This window comes from Streptomyces sp. NBC_00523 (assembly GCF_036346615.1).
GTDB lineage: Bacteria > Actinomycetota > Actinomycetes > Streptomycetales > Streptomycetaceae > Streptomyces.
Map to the genome: position 1 here is coordinate 6,895,842 of NZ_CP107836.1, position 17,654 is coordinate 6,913,495.

General features: G+C 70.6%; 14 protein-coding genes. 12 read left to right on the forward strand and 2 right to left on the reverse strand.

All coding sequences use genetic code 11. The annotated features are described in order from the left end of the window. Positions 1-75: 75 nt before the first annotated feature. From OHS17_RS31065 to OHS17_RS31075, 3 genes are read left to right on the forward strand one after another with little or no spacing between them, the layout of a single operon-like run. Positions 76-2,148 (forward strand): HYR domain-containing protein, encoded by a 2,073-nt coding sequence (locus OHS17_RS31065; RefSeq protein WP_330314861.1) that lies wholly within the window; start codon positions 76-78, stop codon positions 2,146-2,148. 16 nt (positions 2,149-2,164) lie between these two features. After that, on the forward strand, positions 2,165-2,911 hold the full coding sequence (locus OHS17_RS31070) for a DUF4255 domain-containing protein (RefSeq protein ID WP_330314862.1): 747 nt from the start codon (positions 2,165-2,167) through the stop codon (positions 2,909-2,911). Continuing rightward, positions 2,908-5,004 (forward strand): ATP-binding protein, encoded by a 2,097-nt coding sequence (locus tag OHS17_RS31075; RefSeq protein WP_330314863.1) that lies wholly within the window; start codon positions 2,908-2,910, stop codon positions 5,002-5,004. The genes OHS17_RS31070 and OHS17_RS31075 overlap by 4 nt, the downstream gene beginning before the upstream one ends. 30 nt (positions 5,005-5,034) lie before the next feature. Here the strand turns inward: OHS17_RS31075 and OHS17_RS31080 are convergent, their stop codons facing one another. Then, positions 5,035-5,610, reverse strand: a complete 576-nt coding sequence (locus tag OHS17_RS31080; protein ID WP_330314864.1) for a hypothetical protein — start codon at positions 5,608-5,610, stop codon at positions 5,035-5,037. Positions 5,611-5,643: 33 nt separating this feature from the next. Further along, positions 5,644-9,570: a phage tail protein gene (locus tag OHS17_RS31085; RefSeq protein WP_330314865.1), complete on the reverse strand. Its 3,927-nt coding sequence runs from the start codon at positions 9,568-9,570 to the stop codon at positions 5,644-5,646. Between the two features lie 289 nt (positions 9,571-9,859). Here OHS17_RS31085 and OHS17_RS31090 point away from each other — a divergent pair, with 289 nt between their 5' ends. The 9 genes from OHS17_RS31090 to OHS17_RS31130 are packed head-to-tail and all read left to right on the forward strand — an operon-like array spanning position 9,860 to position 17,648. Continuing rightward, positions 9,860-11,398 carry a phage tail sheath family protein gene (locus tag OHS17_RS31090; RefSeq protein ID WP_330314866.1) on the forward strand — a complete coding sequence of 513 codons (1,539 nt, stop codon included), beginning with the start codon at positions 9,860-9,862 and terminating at the stop codon, positions 11,396-11,398. Positions 11,399-11,458: 60 nt separating this feature from the next. Then, positions 11,459-11,902, forward strand: coding sequence for a phage tail protein (locus tag OHS17_RS31095; protein WP_018099792.1), 444 nt, complete (start codon positions 11,459-11,461; stop codon positions 11,900-11,902). Continuing rightward, positions 11,902-12,336 (forward strand): hypothetical protein, encoded by a 435-nt coding sequence (locus OHS17_RS31100; protein ID WP_147974097.1) that lies wholly within the window; start codon positions 11,902-11,904, stop codon positions 12,334-12,336. The genes OHS17_RS31095 and OHS17_RS31100 overlap by 1 nt, the downstream gene beginning before the upstream one ends. Then, positions 12,333-12,476 (forward strand): DUF6760 family protein, encoded by a 144-nt coding sequence (locus OHS17_RS31105; protein ID WP_018099790.1) that lies wholly within the window; start codon positions 12,333-12,335, stop codon positions 12,474-12,476. Before OHS17_RS31100 ends, OHS17_RS31105 begins: the two co-directional genes overlap by 4 nt. Positions 12,477-12,504: 28 nt before the next feature. Next, positions 12,505-14,172, forward strand: coding sequence for a hypothetical protein (locus OHS17_RS31110; protein ID WP_330314867.1), 1,668 nt, complete (start codon positions 12,505-12,507; stop codon positions 14,170-14,172). A gap of 15 nt (positions 14,173-14,187) precedes the next feature. Then, positions 14,188-14,625, forward strand: coding sequence for a phage tail protein (locus OHS17_RS31115; protein WP_018099789.1), 438 nt, complete (start codon positions 14,188-14,190; stop codon positions 14,623-14,625). A gap of 5 nt (positions 14,626-14,630) precedes the next feature. Beyond that, positions 14,631-15,428 (forward strand): CIS tube protein, encoded by a 798-nt coding sequence (locus OHS17_RS31120; protein WP_330314868.1) that lies wholly within the window; start codon positions 14,631-14,633, stop codon positions 15,426-15,428. Continuing rightward, positions 15,425-17,329 carry a VgrG-related protein gene (locus OHS17_RS31125; RefSeq protein WP_330314869.1) on the forward strand — a complete coding sequence of 635 codons (1,905 nt, stop codon included), beginning with the start codon at positions 15,425-15,427 and terminating at the stop codon, positions 17,327-17,329. Before OHS17_RS31120 ends, OHS17_RS31125 begins: the two co-directional genes overlap by 4 nt. Positions 17,330-17,366: 37 nt before the next feature. Beyond that, positions 17,367-17,648, forward strand: a complete 282-nt coding sequence (locus OHS17_RS31130; RefSeq protein ID WP_164628106.1) for a PAAR domain-containing protein — start codon at positions 17,367-17,369, stop codon at positions 17,646-17,648. Positions 17,649-17,654 lie beyond the last annotated feature (6 nt).

Genomic DNA, 17,654 nt, shown 5'->3' on the forward strand with positions numbered 1-17,654 from the left:
GTGCGCGCGGCGTGCGCGGGGGACCGTGTGGGCGCTGTTCTTCGGTGGGAGGTCCGGGTGCGGGGGAGAGAAGCTGTGCGGTGGATTCGGGCGGCTGGACGCCCGCCCGGACCGGCCGGCGCGCGCCGTTCGGCGGCGCTCGCCCTGCTCCTGCTGGCCACCGCGTTCGTCCCGGGGCCGGGCCCGGCCGGCGCCGCGCCCGCCGTGCCCGTCCCCCCGGACCCGTGGGTCACCCCGGCGACCGTGCACGAGGCGCTCGACCCGGGCGGCTCGACCAGTGTCGACAAGTCGGTGCGTACGCCGGCGATCCCGCCGAAACCCGAGGTCGTCCTACTGGTGGACGGCACCAGGAGCATGGGAGTGCCCATCACCAGCGTGCAGGAGAACCTGCCCGCCATCACCCAGAAGGTCCTGGCCGCACAGCCCGAGTCGCGCTTCGCCGTCGCCACCTTCGGGGACCAGGAGTTCGACCCCACGGGCGGCGAGTTCGAGGTCCTCCAGGGACTGACGAACGACCTCGGCAAGGTGCAGGACGGCGTCGACGCGCTGAGGACCGACCGGGGGCTCAACAGCATGGGCCCGTCCGAGGACTGGATCAACGGCCTCTGGCAGATCGCCAACGGAGCCGGCGGCGAGACGGTCTTCCGCGAGGGCTCCAACCCGGTGATCGTGCTCGTCAGCGATGCGTCCAGCCACGCACCGAGCGCCGGCCACACCATTGACGACACGATCTTCGCCCTCCAGGACAAGGGCGTCCGGGTGGTCGGCGTCGATGTGGACAGCGAGCTCGGCGACGGTCTCAACGGCACCGGCAACGCGCACAACCCCGACTACCCCGACCAGGTCGAGTTCCCGGCGACCGACCCGGACCAGGCCACTCGCATCATCGAAGCCACCCAGGGCCGGCTCCTGGAGGGCATCCAGGGCGACCAGGTGGCCCAGGCCATCATCGACGGCATGGACAACCTCCCCACGTCCGTCGGCTACCAGCTCAGTGGTTGCAGCCCCTACCTCACCGTCGCGCTCGACCCGCCCACCCGCCGGGTGACCAGCGGCGAGACCGCCCACTTCGCCGAGACCATCGACGTCGCGGCCGACGCCCCGCAGGGTGCCCGGCTCACCTGCACCGTCCAGTTCCTGCTCGGCCCGCAGATCCCGGGCACGGACCGACTCGCCCCCACGGCCGCGCCCGACCCCGACTTCCAGCAGAAGATCACCATCGACGTGAACGACGTCGACGCCCCGATCGTCACCGTGGACGACCGCATCGCCAGGGCGGACGACGCGGACGGTACGAGGATCAGCTACTGGGCGACCGCCAAGGACGCCCACGACGGCCGCCTCCCCGTCACCTGCACCCCCGCGTCCGGCTCCCTCTTCCCGATCGGCTTCACCACGGTCACCTGCACCGCCACCGACTCGGCGGGCAACACCGCCACCGACACCGCCGAGTTCCAGGTGCTGCCCGCGCCCCCGGCGCCGCTGCCCCCGCCACCCGCGACGGACGTCGCCGTCAAGGCCGACCTCAGCCCCGCCCGTACGTACATCGGCCGACAGACCCAGGCCCGATTCACCGTGACCAATGCCGGCCCGGACACCGCCAGGGACGTCGTCCTCGCCACGAGCTGGCCGAAGCCCGGCAGCACGAAGGACCGCACGCTGACCTCCCTCGGCCGCTGCACGGCCGCCGCACCCTGCACCATCCCGCCCGGCGGCCGGATCGAGGTGACGCAGGCCGGCACCTACCGTGAACCGATCACCGGGGACGTACGCGCCACTGTGAGCGGCAATCTGGGCGACCTGCACCCCGTCAACAACCAGGACACGGAACGGCTGCGCGTCCTCAAGCCCTCCCTCACCGTCACCCCGCAGGTCGCCAAACCCGGCCAGCCCGTCGTGGCGCGCGGCAAGGACTACCCGCCGGGCGAGACCGTACGCCTGACCTGGAACACCGGCATCACGGCGGACCGCACCGGCGTACGCGTGGGCCGCGACGGCACCTTCGAGGTTCAGGTGCTGGTGCTGCGCAAGGACACCCTCGGCCCCCGCGTCCTGCGCGCGGACATCACCGGGCTTCCCCGGCTCCAGAAACCCGTCCTCGTCGTCCAGCGCAACCTCCAGCCACCGGACTTCAAGGGCCGTACGTGAGAGGGGCGGGCACCAGGTGATCCACGAGGTGGACGACGTACTCCGGTCCCTGATCCGGGCGGAGGTGCTCGGCGGCGGCCAGATCACGGTCGTTTTCGACGCCCCCACCCGGGAGTGGGCCGCCAAGGTCAACGCCCCCATGGTCAACCTCTATCTGTACGACATCCGCGAGGACATGCGGCGCCGCGAGCGCGGCCTGCACAACGAGTACGACGAACGCGGCGCCGTCGTCGCCCGGCGCCGCCCGCCGCGCTACTTCAAGCTCTCGTACCTCATCACCGCGTGGACCAAGCGCCCGGAGGACGAACACCGGCTGCTCTCCTCCCTGCTCGCCTGCCTGCTCGGATACGAGGCCCTGCCCCCGGAGCGCCTGGCCGGTTCCCTCGCCGGGATCGGGGCCGCCGTCCCGATGTCGATCGCCCTGCCCCCGCCGGAGGACCGCTCCTTCGCCGATGTGTGGAGCGCGCTCGGCGGCGAACTGAAGCCGTCGCTCGACCTGGTGGTGAGCGTGCCCGTGACGGCCTCGCCGACGTACCCGGCGGGGCCGCCGGTCGGCGACGAGGGCCTGCACGCACGGTTCGGCGACATGCAGGAATCCCCGGAGCCGGAGCGGGGCGCTCCGCGCGGTCTTCCGGTGTACGGAAGCCGTCCCGGCCGTCCGGTACGGGAGGAGCCCGCGGCCTCCGCGGCGCGGCGGGGACTGGGGCTGCGGATCACCGAGACGCGCTCGGCCACTGACGCGACGGAGGACCCCACCGCATGACGCCCCCGGGCCGCCCCGACGACGACCTGAACCTGCGCCACCTCCTCGCCCGGGCGACCGCCGTCGAGCAACGCGTCCGCCGCGCGGTGGAGGCCCGGCAGCGCACGGACCCGGACCCCGAGGACGCGTTCCGGGGCCTGTATCTGACGGACGAGAACATCGCCCGGCTGCTGAACGAGGAGGGGGCGCGGGGGTTTCCGGACCCGGTGGGGGAGGAGGGCGGAGCGGCGGGCGCCTCGGATCGCGTGGCCTGCGACGACGGCGCGTCCGCCGGGCCCTCGCGGCTCACCGCTCTGGAATCGGACTTCGGGCTGACCCCGCTCGACACCGAGATCCTGCTCATCGCGCTCGTACCCGATCTGGACGACCGCTTCGAGGCGTTCTACGGGTACCTCAACGACGACGTGACCCGGCGGCGCCCGTCCATCGGCCTGGCGCTCGGCCTGTGCGGGGTGTCCCCGGCCGACGCCGTCGCACGCGGCCGGTTAGCGGCCGCCGCCCCGCTCCGGGAGGCCGGTCTGCTGCTCGCCGAGGACCTGGACCGCCCCTTCCTCAGCCGGGCGCTGCGCGTGCCGGACCGGGTCACGGCGCACCTGCTCGGCGACGACACGAGGGATCCGCGCCTCGCGGACGTCGTGGCGCCCTGGGCATCGGTCGCGGGCGTCGGCGACCCGGAGGCCCTGGCCCGGGTCCTGGCCGGTGGCGTCCCGCTGGTCTACCTGAGCGAGGACCAGGGCGGTGCGGGCACTGCCCTGGCCGCGTCGGCGCTGGAGCGGGCGGGCCGGAGGGTCCTCGGCGTGGACCTCGCCCGCCTGGCGGCGGACCCCGCCCCCGCCGACGCCGTACGCGCCCTGGTCCGCGAGGCGCGGCTGACCGGGGCGGGCCTGGTCTGCGCGCCGCTGGACGCGGTGTCCCGCGAACACCCCTCTCTGTTACGCCTCCTGACGGCCACCCCGGTACCGGCGGTGATGGTGGGCCGGGTGCCGTGGGACGCCACCTGGTCCACGGTGCCGCCGCTGCTGGTGCACGCCCCGAGGGTGGAGCCGTCGGCGCGCGGGGCGCTGTGGAGCGACGCGTACCGGCGTACGGGGTCGGGCGCTGTGCCTGCCGGGGTCGACCCGGACCACCTCCTGGCGCCGTTCCTGCTGACGCCGGAGCAGGTCCGGGGGGCGGCCCTGAGCGCCGCGCAGACGGCCCGGCTCGACGGCGGGACCCTCACCCCGGACCACGTGCGCCAGGGGGCCCGCGCCCAGAACGCGGCCGGTCTGGACCGCCTGGCCCGCCGCATCGAACCCACGGTGACGTGGGACGACCTGGTCCTCCCACCCGACGCCCACGCACAGCTCCGCGAACTGACCGCCCGGGCCCGGCACCGTGACCGGGTGCTGGGGGAGTGGGCGATGCGGCCGGGCGGCGGCCGGGGGCGCGGGGTGTCGGCGCTCTTCGCGGGGGACTCCGGCACCGGCAAGACCATGTCGGCGGAGGTGATCGCGGCGGACCTCGGTCTCGACCTCTACACGGTGGACCTGGCGACGGTGATCGACAAGTACGTGGGCGAGACCGAGAAGAACCTGGAACGCATCTTCACGGAGGCGGCGGGGGTCAACGGGGTCCTGCTCTTCGACGAGGCGGACGCGATTTTCGGGAAGCGCTCGGATGTGAAGGACGCGCACGACCGCTACGCGAACGTGGAGAGCGCGTACCTCCTCCAGCGCATGGAGTCCTTCGACGGCCTGGCGATCCTCGCCACCAACCTCCGCGCCAACCTGGACGACGCCTTCACCCGCCGCCTGGACCTGGTCGTGGACTTCCCGGTCCCGGACGCGGAACAGCGCCTGGTGCTGTGGAACCGCTGCCTGGGGCCGATGCTCCCCCGCGCCGCGGACCTGGACCTCCCCTTCTGCGCGGACAACTTCGAACTGGCAGGTGGCAACATCCGCTCGATCGCGGTGACGGCGGCGTACCTGGCGGCGGACACGGGCGGCGAGGTGACGATGGCGACGCTGATCCACGCGGTCCGGCGCGAGTACCAGAAACTGGGCCGCCTGACGCTGGCCTCGGAGTTCGGGCCGTATCTGGGGCTGTTGACCTGAGGATGCGCCGGCCGTTTCCTGGAGATCGACTCAGTGGTTAGCGGGGTGATCATGGAATACGGAACGGGCCAGGTTTCTGATGTCTTCCGAGGAGTCGGACTCCGCCAGTGTTTCAATCACGGGGAGAATCTGGGGCCACGGCATGTAAAGGGCGGCGATCAGGGCCATGCTGCGTACGTCCGCCTGTTCCGCGCCGAGAATCTCGGTGAACCGCTGGAAAAAATATTCGTCGAACTCATCCGGTGCGCTTGCTGCGACTAGGTGCAAGATTTTGACCTGGCAAGCGGAGTCCATTCCGCATTGATCAAAGAGTGCGAGTGCTTCACGGCCGGTCAATTGTTGGATGGCGCCCCGCAATTCCCCGTCCACCTGGCCTTGGGTTCCAGGTTCTTCCGCATAGCCTGAAGCGGTGGTTTCGATGTAGGGAAGATTCAGGATGGGGTCATAGACATAGGTGATTCGCGTGGCAGCGTTCTGTGAGAGCCAGGAGTAGCGGGCCTCTCCGGTATCCGTGTTCTCCGTCCGTTCGTGGAACACCCAGTCGTGGGATTCGCAGATGAGAGCGAAGTCGTCGGGCTCGATCCTGGTTTTCGGTAGAAGCCGCATGAAACCCCTTCCGGTCCGCTTACGAGTCAAGAGCTAACGGTAGGTGTGTCCATCGTGCAAGGCCATGAGTTCGGTTAATTTTTCCACCAGTCTAGCCTCGGCCCGCTCTTGGTCGCCAGGGGCTGCGGACGGGTCCGTCTCCAGGTCGATAACCTGTTGGATGGATCGAACGATGGGCCCGTAGTCCCTTTGGTTGACCGGGGCTAATATGCTGTTCTGTGTGATGAACTTTTGGGCCTGTTGGTACAGTGCGTGAAAAATTGTGCCGATCCGTGCCAGTTTTTCGTCCTCGGCTCTCCTTGAAGCCGGCGATGGTCGGACGCTCGCGACCGTACGGGGGGTCATGGGGCCGTACTGGCCCGAGGGATGCAGTGCGTCGTTCAGGTTGGCGTTTCCGGAATTTCGCAGTACGTCGGCCCTGACGGCGATGGTGGTGTGCATGCCGCCGGCGCGGGCCGTCTCGAACTCGGTGCTGAGTCCGCGGGCAGGGCCGGCCAACTCCTCGAAAGCTGCCATGGGAGAGCCGGCCGGTGAAGGCGGGGGTGCGGGATGAGACGGGCCGACCGGGGTCACCACCAGCTCGGCCGCTGCGGATTCCGAGATTCCTGCTGCTGTTGCTCGTCTGCGCAGCTCGGCAGTCATGGAACTGTACGAGTGAAAGTTCCCTGGGAAGGAGACTCGTCCGAGGGCGTGGCGAGTCGTGCCTTCGCCCGACTCTTCCCCGGATACGCGCCTCTCCGTCTCTTCGTAAGGGGCAGGCGTGTGTGAACCGGACCTTCCCCTGACGCGTGTTACGGGATTGATTCTCGAACCAGCGCGCGTGAGACTGTTCGAGTAGTAGCTGCTGGGCTGCCACGCGCTGTACATAGAATTGAGTGCGGCGATTTCCATTTCGTTCGTAACTTGCAGATTGCGCAGATATGGGCGACCGTCCTGGGTCTGGGCATTCGAAGGTGCGGGAACCGTCCTCAGGATCATGGATCTTTCAAATGAGCTCAAGGGCTGGAGGCAAAGGGGGCGAGCGTTGCGGTAGTCGAGTACGGCTTGTCGGATTGCTTGCCCGCGGGGGGTTGTGAGAAGGAAGTTCCAGTATCGACGTTCTGCCTCTTCGAGAATTGCTATGAGCCGTGTCCCAAGCTCTCGCGGCTCCATTTTTGTGAGCTTGAGCGACGGTAGGTAAACAGAAGGGTTGATCGTCGCCTTGATGCGGCCGTCGCCCTGCAGTTCAAGGCGCGAGAGTCCGTATTTGATCCTCCATTCGGAAAGGGCGGCGGATACGGCTTCGTGTGCTGCGCCATATCGTGTGGAGGATTGGATTCTGGGTGATAGTCGGGACGCGATCCTGTTTAGTTTTGCAGTGAGGGTCTCCTGGTGTGTGCCTGAGCCCCTGACGTCCGGCTGATCGCTTTTCTTCCCTCCCGGAGTGGAAGGAGCTTTCTTTCGCTTCAGCTTGCTCCAGAGCGCCTTGCCCTTCTTGGCGATGAAGTTCACGATCTTGTCGATCGCTCGGTTCACCGGGCGGGATACCGCGTGGAAGACGGACTTGACCTTTGCGGCCAGGCTGCCGATTCCCAGGAGGGAGGCGAGGAAGCCGATCAGGAGGGGGACGCTGGCGGCCAGGGCGGTTTCTACCATTTTGGGCACGCCGGCCTTGCCGCCGTTGGCTATGGCCACCACCGCGTCCAGGACCGAGTTGACGAACTCCACGATCTGGGAGCCCTGGTTCACCACGAACGTGACGATGTCGATGATTCCCTTGACCGCGCGGACGAAGGCGGAGGCAGGGTTCAGGAGGGAGAGGATCCAGGTGATGCCGGCGATGATGACCGTGGGGATCAGGTAGCTCGTCAGCTTTTCCAGGATCGTGGACTTGAGGTCGCCCGCCTCCTCCTGGATCTCCTTGACCGCGCCGGCCGGGCCCTCCCGGGCGATGTTCTGGGCGACCGGGACCGAGGACTCGACCGCCGTCATCGCTTGATCGGGGACGCCCTTGCGGGTGACGCGGGCGCGGATGTTGGCCCAGGTCAGGCCCAGGAGCGAGCCGATCAGTTGGATGATGCCCTTCATGTCGAACTTCTGGGGGAGATCTAGGCCCGCCTTCACCGCCGTGCCGAGCAGCCACGACACGACCCCGGTCTTCAGGTGGTCGGCGATGTTCGTCAGGAAGAGGTTCAGGCCTGCGCCGACAGCCGATACCAGGTTGCCCAGGAAGCCGATGGGATCCTTGATGATTTTCATGATCGCGCCGGCGGCCTTGGCGAGGATGCCCAGGAGGAGGTTCTTCAACTCGTTGATGGTCTTGATCGCGCCGACAATCGCGTCCTTCGCCTTGTCGATCAGACCCTTATTGGCCTCCTGAAGTTTCTTTATCTCCTCATCGACCTTGTTGAGCGCCGCCGTGTACTTCTGGGCCAGGTCCTGGACCAGCTGCTCCGACTTCTCGTTGACCGACGCTTCGAGGTCGTCGAACTTGCCCGCGAAGTCCTTGGCCGCGTCCTCACCGAACTGGCGCAGGTCGGCCGGGAGTTTGTCGACCTCCGCCTTCAGCTCGCCGCGGCCCTTGGCGATCCGGGCCTTCGCCTTGCCCAGCTCCGTGCCGATGATGTCGGCGACCGACGAGATCACCGTCTGCATCCGGGAGACGTACAGCTTGCGGGCCTCCTGGTAGAGGTTGTTCGCCTCCTCGGGCAGGCCCGCGAACTTGTCCTTCACCCACCGGGCCTTTCCGGTCCAGCCGGAGTACCGCTTGTCCTTGTACTTCTTCATCCGGCGCTTGTGGTCCGCCGTGAACGCGTCCCGCGCCGCCTTCTCCCCGGAGGTGAACGCCGCGTCGACCTTCTTGTCCAGGCCGGACAGCGTCGCCTCGACGTCCTTCTTCGTGCCGTCGTAGACCTTCTGGAGCTTCGCCGTGACCTCGGCGCGCTTCTTCTCGTCCTTCGACTTGGTCTCGCCCTTGCCGCCGTCCACCTTCTGCCCGGCCTGCGCACGCGTCGCGGTCAGCGTGCTCATCGCCGCGGCGCCCGAGGCCGCGGCGCCCGCCTTCGCGGCGGACAGCTGGCGGCTCTCGGCCGACCTGCCCTTCGCCGGGGCCTTCGCGGAGTCCGCCTCGGCGGTCTTCTTCGCGCTGAGCGCCTCGTTGAACTCCGGTTCGTTGCCCTTGGCGAGCTGGTCCTCCGTGACCTCGGCGTCCGCCATCGCCTTGTCGTTCTGCGCGGGCCCCCCGGAGAAGTCGGTGACCGACGCCGGCTGCTTCTCGGGGATCGCGGCCGCCGCGGACGGCGCCCCGGGGTTGCCGGGCGGCTGGTCCGGGGTGAGCGGGGTGACGGGCTTGTCCTTGGCGGCCGACGTGTCCGGCGGGGCCTTCGTCGCGGTGTCGATGTCCTTGGACGACGCCTCCTTGCCGTCCGAGACCTTGCCGTCGACCTCCGCCTTGACCCGTTCCGCCTTGCCGGACTTGGAGAACTTGTCGGCGTCGTCGAGGTTCTTCGGCGCCTGCGCGTCGATCGCCTTGTTCACCGCGTCGATGAACGTCTTCTTGTCGAACTCGCCCGGCTTCGCGGCGTTCATCTTCTCCGCGTTGGCCGCCTTGCCCTGCGCCTCCTTGTCGTCCGGAGGCGCCACGGCGGCATCCTGCGACGCCTTCGACTCCGTCGCGGCCGGCCGGTGCTGGGCCAGCCGCTGCTTCTTCGCCGCGATGTCCGCCTTGACGCCCCGGAACCCCGGCGCCTGGGCGGGCGACGGCTTGACGGGGGCCGTGTAGCGCTGGGCGACCAGGCGCGAGACGGCCGCGTTTCCGGCCGCCCGTTGCAGCCGCTGGAGACTGCGGCGGTCAGGCGCCGGTGCGGGGGCAGGCGAGGGGGCGGAAGCCTCCTCCGTACGAGCGGGAGCCGCTTCCATATGAGGAGACCCGGCCCGGGACCCGGCGGGGGCGGCGGGCGCCTTTCCGGGAACCGCCTTCATACGTCCCCTCCCGCCAGTACAGCTCCGCCCGCACACGGTGGCTAGCCAGGCTGCCGGGCACCCGAGGGGCGCAGGGAGCACCGGTGGGACGAGGGAGGGGCAGGCCCGTGCGGTGCGCGCGGCGCGGCCCGTTTGCCTCATCGGGCAGCTCCCCATGCACGCCGGGGCGGCCGACTATCCGTTCCCGGTGATCGCCGAAGTGGCGAGAATCGCCGGTGTTCCCCGGTCGGGCAGCGGTCACGCGACGGGGTGGGAAGCACGTCGAGGAGCACGTCAAGGAGAGGCCCATATGCCGTCGTACCTGTCCCCGGGCGTCTACGTCGAAGAGGTCGAGTCCGGCTCCCGGCCGATCGAAGGGGTGGGCACGTCGGTCGCCGCCTTCGTCGGGTTCGCCCAGCGCGGCCCCTTCGACGAGCCGACGCTGATCACGAACTGGAGCCAGTTCGTCAGCACCTTCGGCGACTTCGTGGACGGCACGTACCTCGCCTCCAGCGTGTACGGCTTCTTCGCCAACGGCGGCGGCATCTGCTACGTCGTCCGCATCGGCGACGGATCGGACACCGTGGCCGGGGGAGCGGAGGGCGAACTCGCGGCCGGCTCCGAGGTCCAGGTCGGGCCGTACGCCGTCAAGCCGAAGCCGGGCGTGGCCGGTGAGATCAGCGTGGAGATCGCGGAGGCCGAGGGCGACGACCCGCCGTCCGACGTGTTCCAGCTGATCGTGAAGCGCGACGGCCAGGTCGCGGAGACGTATCCGTCCGTGACGACCAAGCGGAGCAAGGAGAACGTCGCCACCCGGGTCAACGCCAAGTCGGAGCTGATCGAGATACGGGAGTCGGGGCGCGGCGCCGCCCCCGCCCGGCCGGCGCCGCAGACGGTCGCCCTGGCCCCCGCCGCCCCGGCCGCCGGAAGCGCCGGTGCACTGGCCCCCGAGGTGTACGTCGGCGACGCCGACCGCCGCACCGGCCTGGGCGGCCTCGAAGCGGTGGACGACGTCACGATGATCGCCGTACCCGACCTCATGGGAGCGTACGAACGCGGACTGCTCGACCTGGAATCGGTCATCGCCGTGCAGCAAGCGCTCATCGGTCACTGTGAGTTGATGGGCGACCGGATCGCGATTCTGGACCCGCCGCCCGGCCTGACGCCGCAGCAGATCCGGGCCTGGCGCACCGACCGGGCGAACTTCGACTCCAAGTACGCCACGCTCTACTACCCGTGGATCAGCGTCGCCGATCCGGCGTCCGGCCGCGCGACCCTCGTACCGCCGAGCGGTCACGTCGCAGGGATCTGGGCCCGCAACGACGACTCGCGCGGTGTGCACAAGGCACCGGCCAACGAAGTCGTGCGCGGAGCCGTCGCGTTGCAGACGCAGCTGACCAAGGGCGAGCACGACCTGCTGAACCCGATCGGGCTGAACTGCATTCGCGCGTTTCCCGGACGCGGCATCCGGGTCTGGGGTGCCCGCACCCTGGCCTCCGACCCGGCCTGGCGCTACCTGAACGTGCGGCGGCTCTTCAACTACCTGGAGGAGTCAATCCTCGCCGGGACCCAGTGGGTCGTCTTCGAGCCGAACGACGACGCCCTGTGGGCCCGTATCCGCCGCACCGTCTCCGCGTTCCTGGTGAACGAGTGGCGCAAGGGCTCGCTCTTCGGCCTCACCCCGGACGAGGCGTTCTACGTCAAGTGCGACCGGGAGACCAACCCGCCGGAGAGCGTCGACGCGGGACAGGTCGTGTGCGAGATCGGCGTCGCGCCCGTCAAACCGGCCGAGTTCGTCGTGTTCCGGCTCTCCCAGCTGACCGGCGGGACCGGAGGCGTGGACGAGTGACCGGCGCGCGCCGCCCTTCAGTGACCGGCCCGTTCCCGAACCTGGCGTAAGGAGCCTGTGGTGCCACTTCCCGATCTCGACAGTTCCGTCGGGCACTCCTTCGGTCTCGAATTCGACAGCGTCGTCATCAAGCAGATCACCGAGGTCAGTGGTCTGAAGATGGAACAGGACGTCATCGAGCTGAAGCAGAACACCGCCGACGGCAAGTACGCCATCAAGAAGCTGCCCGGCCGCCCCAAGGCCGGCGAGGTCACCGTCACGCGCGGCCTGACCGAGGACAACAGCTTCGAGCGCTGGATCAAGGACTCCCGCTTCGGCCGCATGACGAACGCCCGCCGCAACGGCGCCGTCATCGTGTACGACTACGAGGGGCTGCCCATCAAGCGGTACAAGCTCATCAACGCCTGGCCCAAGTCGCTGGAGATCGGCACGCTCAAGGCCGGGGACACCTCGGTGCTCACGGAGAAGCTGGCGATCACGTACGAGAGCATGGAGCTCGACTGATGCGGCGTTCGGTCCAGTTCCAGGCGCCTCCGGAACGGGACACGGGCACGGGCCGCTCCGAACCGTTGCGGACCGAGTTCACCTTCGAGCTGCCGCGCGGTTACGTGGACGAGTCGGGCACCGTGCACCGCAGCGGGGTGATGCGCCTGGCGACCGCCCGGGACGAGCTGGTGCCCCTGCGCGACGACCGGGTCCGGGAGAATTCCGCGTACCTCTCGGTCGTGCTGATCTCCCGGGTGGTGACCCGGATCGGGACGGTCGAGGACATCCATCCGGGCGTCATCGAGGACCTGTTCGCGTCGGATCTCGCGTTCCTCCAGGACTTCTACCGCCGGATCAACGCCGAGGGGCACACCCGCGCGGCCGTCACCTGTCCGTCCTGCGACGAGGAGTTCGCGGTGGATCTCGCCGGCGGTCGCCTGGGGGAATCGTGACGTACGCGGCCGACCTGCTCTACGAGGAGGTCGCGTACCTCGCCTACCACTTCCACTGGCCGCTGGACGACCTGCTGGACCTGGAACACCCGGAACGCCTGAAGTTCGTCGCGCAGGTCGCCCGCCTCAACGGGCAGTAGCCGGGAGCACGGAGGAGGACGAGAAACCATGGGGCTGATGTCCTGGCTGCGCGGGGGCCGTTCCGCCGATGCCCTGCCCGTGCCGGGGCCGGGCAGTGAGCGGGAGGACCGGGTGGACGTGAGCCGTCTGGCACCCGTCCAGCGGTCCGTCACGGGCCAGGATCTGGTGATCAACCCGGCCGGATTCGAGGCTGAACTGACGACACGTCAGAATCCAGCACTGGGAACGCCGTTGGGTCATCTGATCAACCCCGAGGCGCCCGCCGGTCTGGTACGCGGGGTGGTCGACGCCGCTCCGGGAAGCCCGCCCCCACCGGTCCAGCGGGCCGTCGAGATGCCGATGCCCGCGCGGCGCGGGGCGTGGACGGTGGCCGTACAGCGGGCGTACGGGGACAGCCTGCCGAGCCTGACATCGGCTGAACCCGCCGCCGTATCAGCAGCGGGCCTTCCGGTGCGCCAACTGGTCGGCGAGCAGCTCCTCGTGCGTACGGACGAGCACACGGATGCGGTCGACCCCGCCTCCGAGCCGGACGTCCCTGGAGCTGTGCCGGGCACCCGCTCCGGCGCGGCGCCGGTTCAGCGCACCGCCGACGGCGCAACTCCCGTGCCGCCTCCGCTCCGGCGCGTGGGTGGTCTCGGCGCGCCGCTGCCGGGCCTGCCGCCGACCGCCCAGCGACGGGCGGTCGCGCCAGAGGATCCCCCGGCACCGCAGGTGCAACGTGCTCCCCGGGCGACAGAGGCCGGGGGACTGCCAGAGGCGCGAGACCCGCAGGTCAACGCCCCCGAGCCGGAGACCGTGGCCCCGCTGCTGGGGGACGCCCCCCTGGCGGAGGCTGCCGCCGACGACTCGGCTCCGCCGCCGGTCACCGGGCAGGCGGCGGGGGCCCCGGAAAGCGGCCGCGAGCCCGCCGCTCCCGTGCAGCGTGCCGTCACCGCCCCCGCGCCCCCGTCGGACCCGGTCCGCCCCACCGCGCCGTTGCTCGGTGACCGCCCGCTGCCCCTCCGTACCGCCTCCGCGCCCGGCCCCGCCCCGGCCGGCGGCGAGGCGACCGTCCAGCGCGAGCCGGAGAGCCCGGGGTCCGGCGGCAGCGGTCCGAGACCGTCACCGTTCGCCCCCGCGCCCCCGGGCCCGCCTCCCGCCGTGGCCGTCCGCTGGACCGGCCCCGACGAGGGGCCCGCGCGGGTCGCTCCGGCTCCGCCCTTGCAGCGTGCGGTCACCCTCGTACAGCGGCAGACGCCCCTGCCGCCCGCCCGGCCGGAGGCGGTCCCCGGCCCGGGCCCGCGCGTGCCCGCCTCCGTGCGGAACGCCGGGGCGGTCGCCGTGGCGGCCGGGGTGGCGCAGCGCATGGCGGACGGCAGCGTCGTCTTCCCGTCCGCACCCCGCGACGGCACCTCCCGGCCGGTCGTCCAGCGCGACTCCGAGACCGCCGAGGAGCCCCCGCCGCCGCCCCTGCCGGAACCCGGTCCGGAGCCGGAGCCGGAACCCGGTCCGGAGCCCGGACCCGGCCCCGAGCCGCCCACCGCGGAACATCCGGCGGCGACGACCACCTCCACGAGCCCCGACGGGAGTCCGCAGACGCCACCCGTCACCGACGAACTCGTCCGGGCGCTCTACACGCCCCTCAGCAGGCTGCTGAAGGCCGACCTGCGGCTCGAGCGCGAGCGCTCCGGCTCCCTCATCAACACCCGTCACTGATCGAGAGGCACGCGCATGGCCAACGCCCCGGACGACGACCCCGCGGTCAGCGTCTGCTTCGTCGTGACGATCGACGACATCGAGCTCGGGTCGTTCAACACCTGTGACGGGCTGGGCTGCGAAGTCGTCCTGGAGACCCGCGAGGAGGGCGGCAACAACGGGCACGTGTGGCAGCTGCCGACCCGGCTGAAGTACTCCAACGTGAAGCTGTCGCGTCCGCTCACCCGGGAGACGGAGAAGGTGGCGCGCTGGTTCGCCACCATGACGACCGGGTTCAGCCGCAAGACCGCGCACATCGAGGCGAGGACCGGCGACGGGCGCAAGGTGGCCCAGTGGGGGCTGCTCGAAGTCGTGCCGGTGCGCTGGACCGGGCCGTCGTTCACCCCGGAGTCGCCCAAGGTCGCGATGGAGACGATCGAGATCGCCCACCACGGCTATGTGATGGAGGGCTGAGCGGCGTGAGCGCGGGACCCATCGCCTTCAGCGCGGCCGGGACGTCCGGGGTGGCGTCCGCCGCGAAGGGCGGCTCCGCCAGGCCCAAGCTGGAGCACGCCTACCTGGAGCTGCGCACCCCGCCCACCGGGGGCGGGCTGACCCCGGGCGGGCCGTGCGGGCGGATCGACTTCCAGTTCAACCCCAAGGAGCTGAGCCTCACCAAGGCGGCCTCCTGGAAGCGCACCCCGGCCAAGGGCGCGAAGAGCTCCGGGCCGCCGGAGTACCAGGGTTCGCAGCCCAGCAAGCTGACCGTCGAGATGTTCTTCGACGCGGGCGACACCCAGGACACCCGGGTCGTGACGGCGGTGGAGCAGCTGTTCGCGTGCTGCGTACCGACGAACGAGACCAGGCAGCAGCAGCGTTCCTCGCCGCCGTGGGTGGTGTTCCACTGGGGCGGACTGACCGGCTTTCCCGGTTACGTGAGCCAAGTTGCCGCCAAATACACGCTGTTCACCACCTCGGGCGTGCCCATCCGGGCCGTGTGCCAGGTGACGATGGAGGAGATCAGCGGCGAGACGCCGGGGCAGAACCCCACCTCCGGGGCGCTGGCCGCTCGGCGCGTGCACCGGGTCGCCTCCGGGGACTCGCTGCCGTCGCTGGCCCACCGGGAGTACGGCGACGCGGGCGCCTGGCGGATCATCGCCGAGGCCAACGGCATCGACGACCCGATCAGACTCGCCCCGGGCACCCAGCTGCTGCTGCCCGCGCTGGACGAGCTGAGCCGCCTGGACGACAACGGCGGCCGGGGAGCGGGGCGGTGACCCGCCCAGGGGTCTCCAGCGCGCTGGTGGTGGAGTTCGACGGCCGCCCGCTGCCCGCGAAGTTCCTCAACACCCTGGTCGAGGGCTATGTGGACGACAGCCGCACGCTCCCCGATCTCTTCCTGCTCCGGTTCCGCGACCCGGACCGCGTCCTGCTCGAACAGACGGGTCTGAAAATCGGCAGCGAGGCCCGGCTCCTCGCCCGGGCCGGTGGCGGAACCGCCCCGAAACCGCTCCTCGAAGGCGCGGTCACCGCCCTGGAGGTCGAGCTGGACGAGACCGGCACCTTCACCGTGGTCCGGGGGCTCGACGCCTCGCACCGGCTGCTGCGGGGCCGTCGCGTCGCCAGCTACCAGAACATGACCCTGTCCGACATCTGCGGCCAGGTCGCCCAGCGCGCCGGACTCAAACCCGGCACCGTGGACATCGCCGGACCGGTCATCGAGCACATCGCCCAGCCCAACGTCACCGACTGGGAGTTCGTACGCGGCCTCGCCGAGGAGGCGGGCGCCCAGGCATACGTGCGCGACGGGCAGCTGCACCTCACCCGGCCCGCCGAGGCGAGCGGGGCACCGGACAGCTCGGCGCGCGCCGACCGGGACCCGCTCGTCCTCGAACTCGGCAGCAACCTGCTGCGCTGCCGCGCCGGTGTCTCGGCCGCCGAACAGGTCTCCGAGGTCGAGGTGCGCGGCTGGGACATCGGCGCCAAGGAACCGCTGGTCGGCCGGTCGCCCGCCGGAACGTCGGCCACGCTGGACCTCGGCGTCACGGCGGCCGAGGTCACCGCCCCGTTCGGCGAGGCACGGTTCGTCGTCACCGATGCCGCGTACGGCACCCAGGCACAGGTGGACCAGGCGGCGAAGGCGCTGGCCGAGCGCATCGCGGGTTCCTTCGCGGAGCTGGAAGCGGTGATCCGGGGCAACCCCGAGGTCACGGCGGGCAGCGCGGTCGCGCTCAACGCGGTCGGCGCGCCCTTCGAGGGCCGCTACACCGTCACCTCCTCGCGCCACGTCTTCGACGCCGTACGCGGATACGAGACCTGGATCACCGTGTCCGGCCAGCAGGAGCGCTCGCTGTTCGGGCTCACCGGGGCCTCCGGCGCGTCCGGCAGCGGCCCGCGCTGGGCGGGCCTGGTCAGCGGGACGGTCACGGACACCCAGGACCCGGAGGGCTCGGGCCGGGTGAAGGTGCGCTTCCCGTGGCTGTCGGAGGAGTACGCGAGCGACTGGGCGCGCACCGCGCAGTCCGGCGGGACGGGCGGCGGCGAGGCGTTCATCCCGGAGGTCGGCGACGAGGTGCTGGTCGGCTTCGAGCAGGGGCACCTGGACCGGCCGTACGTGCTGGCCGGGTTGTACAACGGGAAGGACCGGCCCGGCGGGGGGACCTCAGGTGCGTCCGGCGCCCCGGGCACCCCCGGCGCCTCCGACGCGGGTGGCGGCGACCTGGTCGACCCCACCACCGGCGCCGTGAACCGCCGCGCCTTCGCGTCCAAGAGCGGCAACCAACTCGAACTTCTCGATGCCGCCAACGGCCCGCAAGGCGTACGGCTGCGCACCGGCGACGGGAAGCTCACCATCGACCTGGACCGCCGGGGCACCGCCGTCGTCATCAACAGCGACGGCAGCGTCACCATCGAGGGCAAGGAACAGGTCTCCATCACGGCCGCGAAGGGCGTGTCCCTGGACGCCGGAGGCGGGGAACTGACCCTCACCGGCGAGAGCGTCACCCTCACCTCCCGCAACGGAGTCGCCCTGAACGGCGGCACCGGCAAGGTCGCCCTCTCCACGGACGGCGCGGTGGAGGTACACGGCGGACAGGTCACGGTCGACGGCAGCAGGCGCACGGACCTCAAGAGCGGCGGCTCGGTCTCCGTCAACGCACCGATGATCCAGCTCAACTGACGTACCACCACCTTCGCAGCGAACAGGAGCGCACCGCATGCCGTCAGCAGCAGCCGCCCGGGTCGGCGACCCCACGGGTCACCCCGGCACGGTCGGGCCGCCCGGGGTGCTCACGGTGCTGATCGGCGGCAGACCCGCGGCCACGGTCGGCACCCTCCACCAGTGCGCCTCGCCGCTCGGCCACCCGCCGTCCCCGATCGCGCCCCCGGGCAGCCGGAGCGTGTTCATCGGCGGCAGACCGGCCGCCCGCGTCGGCGACCTGAGCGGGTGCGGGGCGCCGATCCTGTCGGGCTGCGCCACGGTGCTGATCGGAGGCTGAACGGAC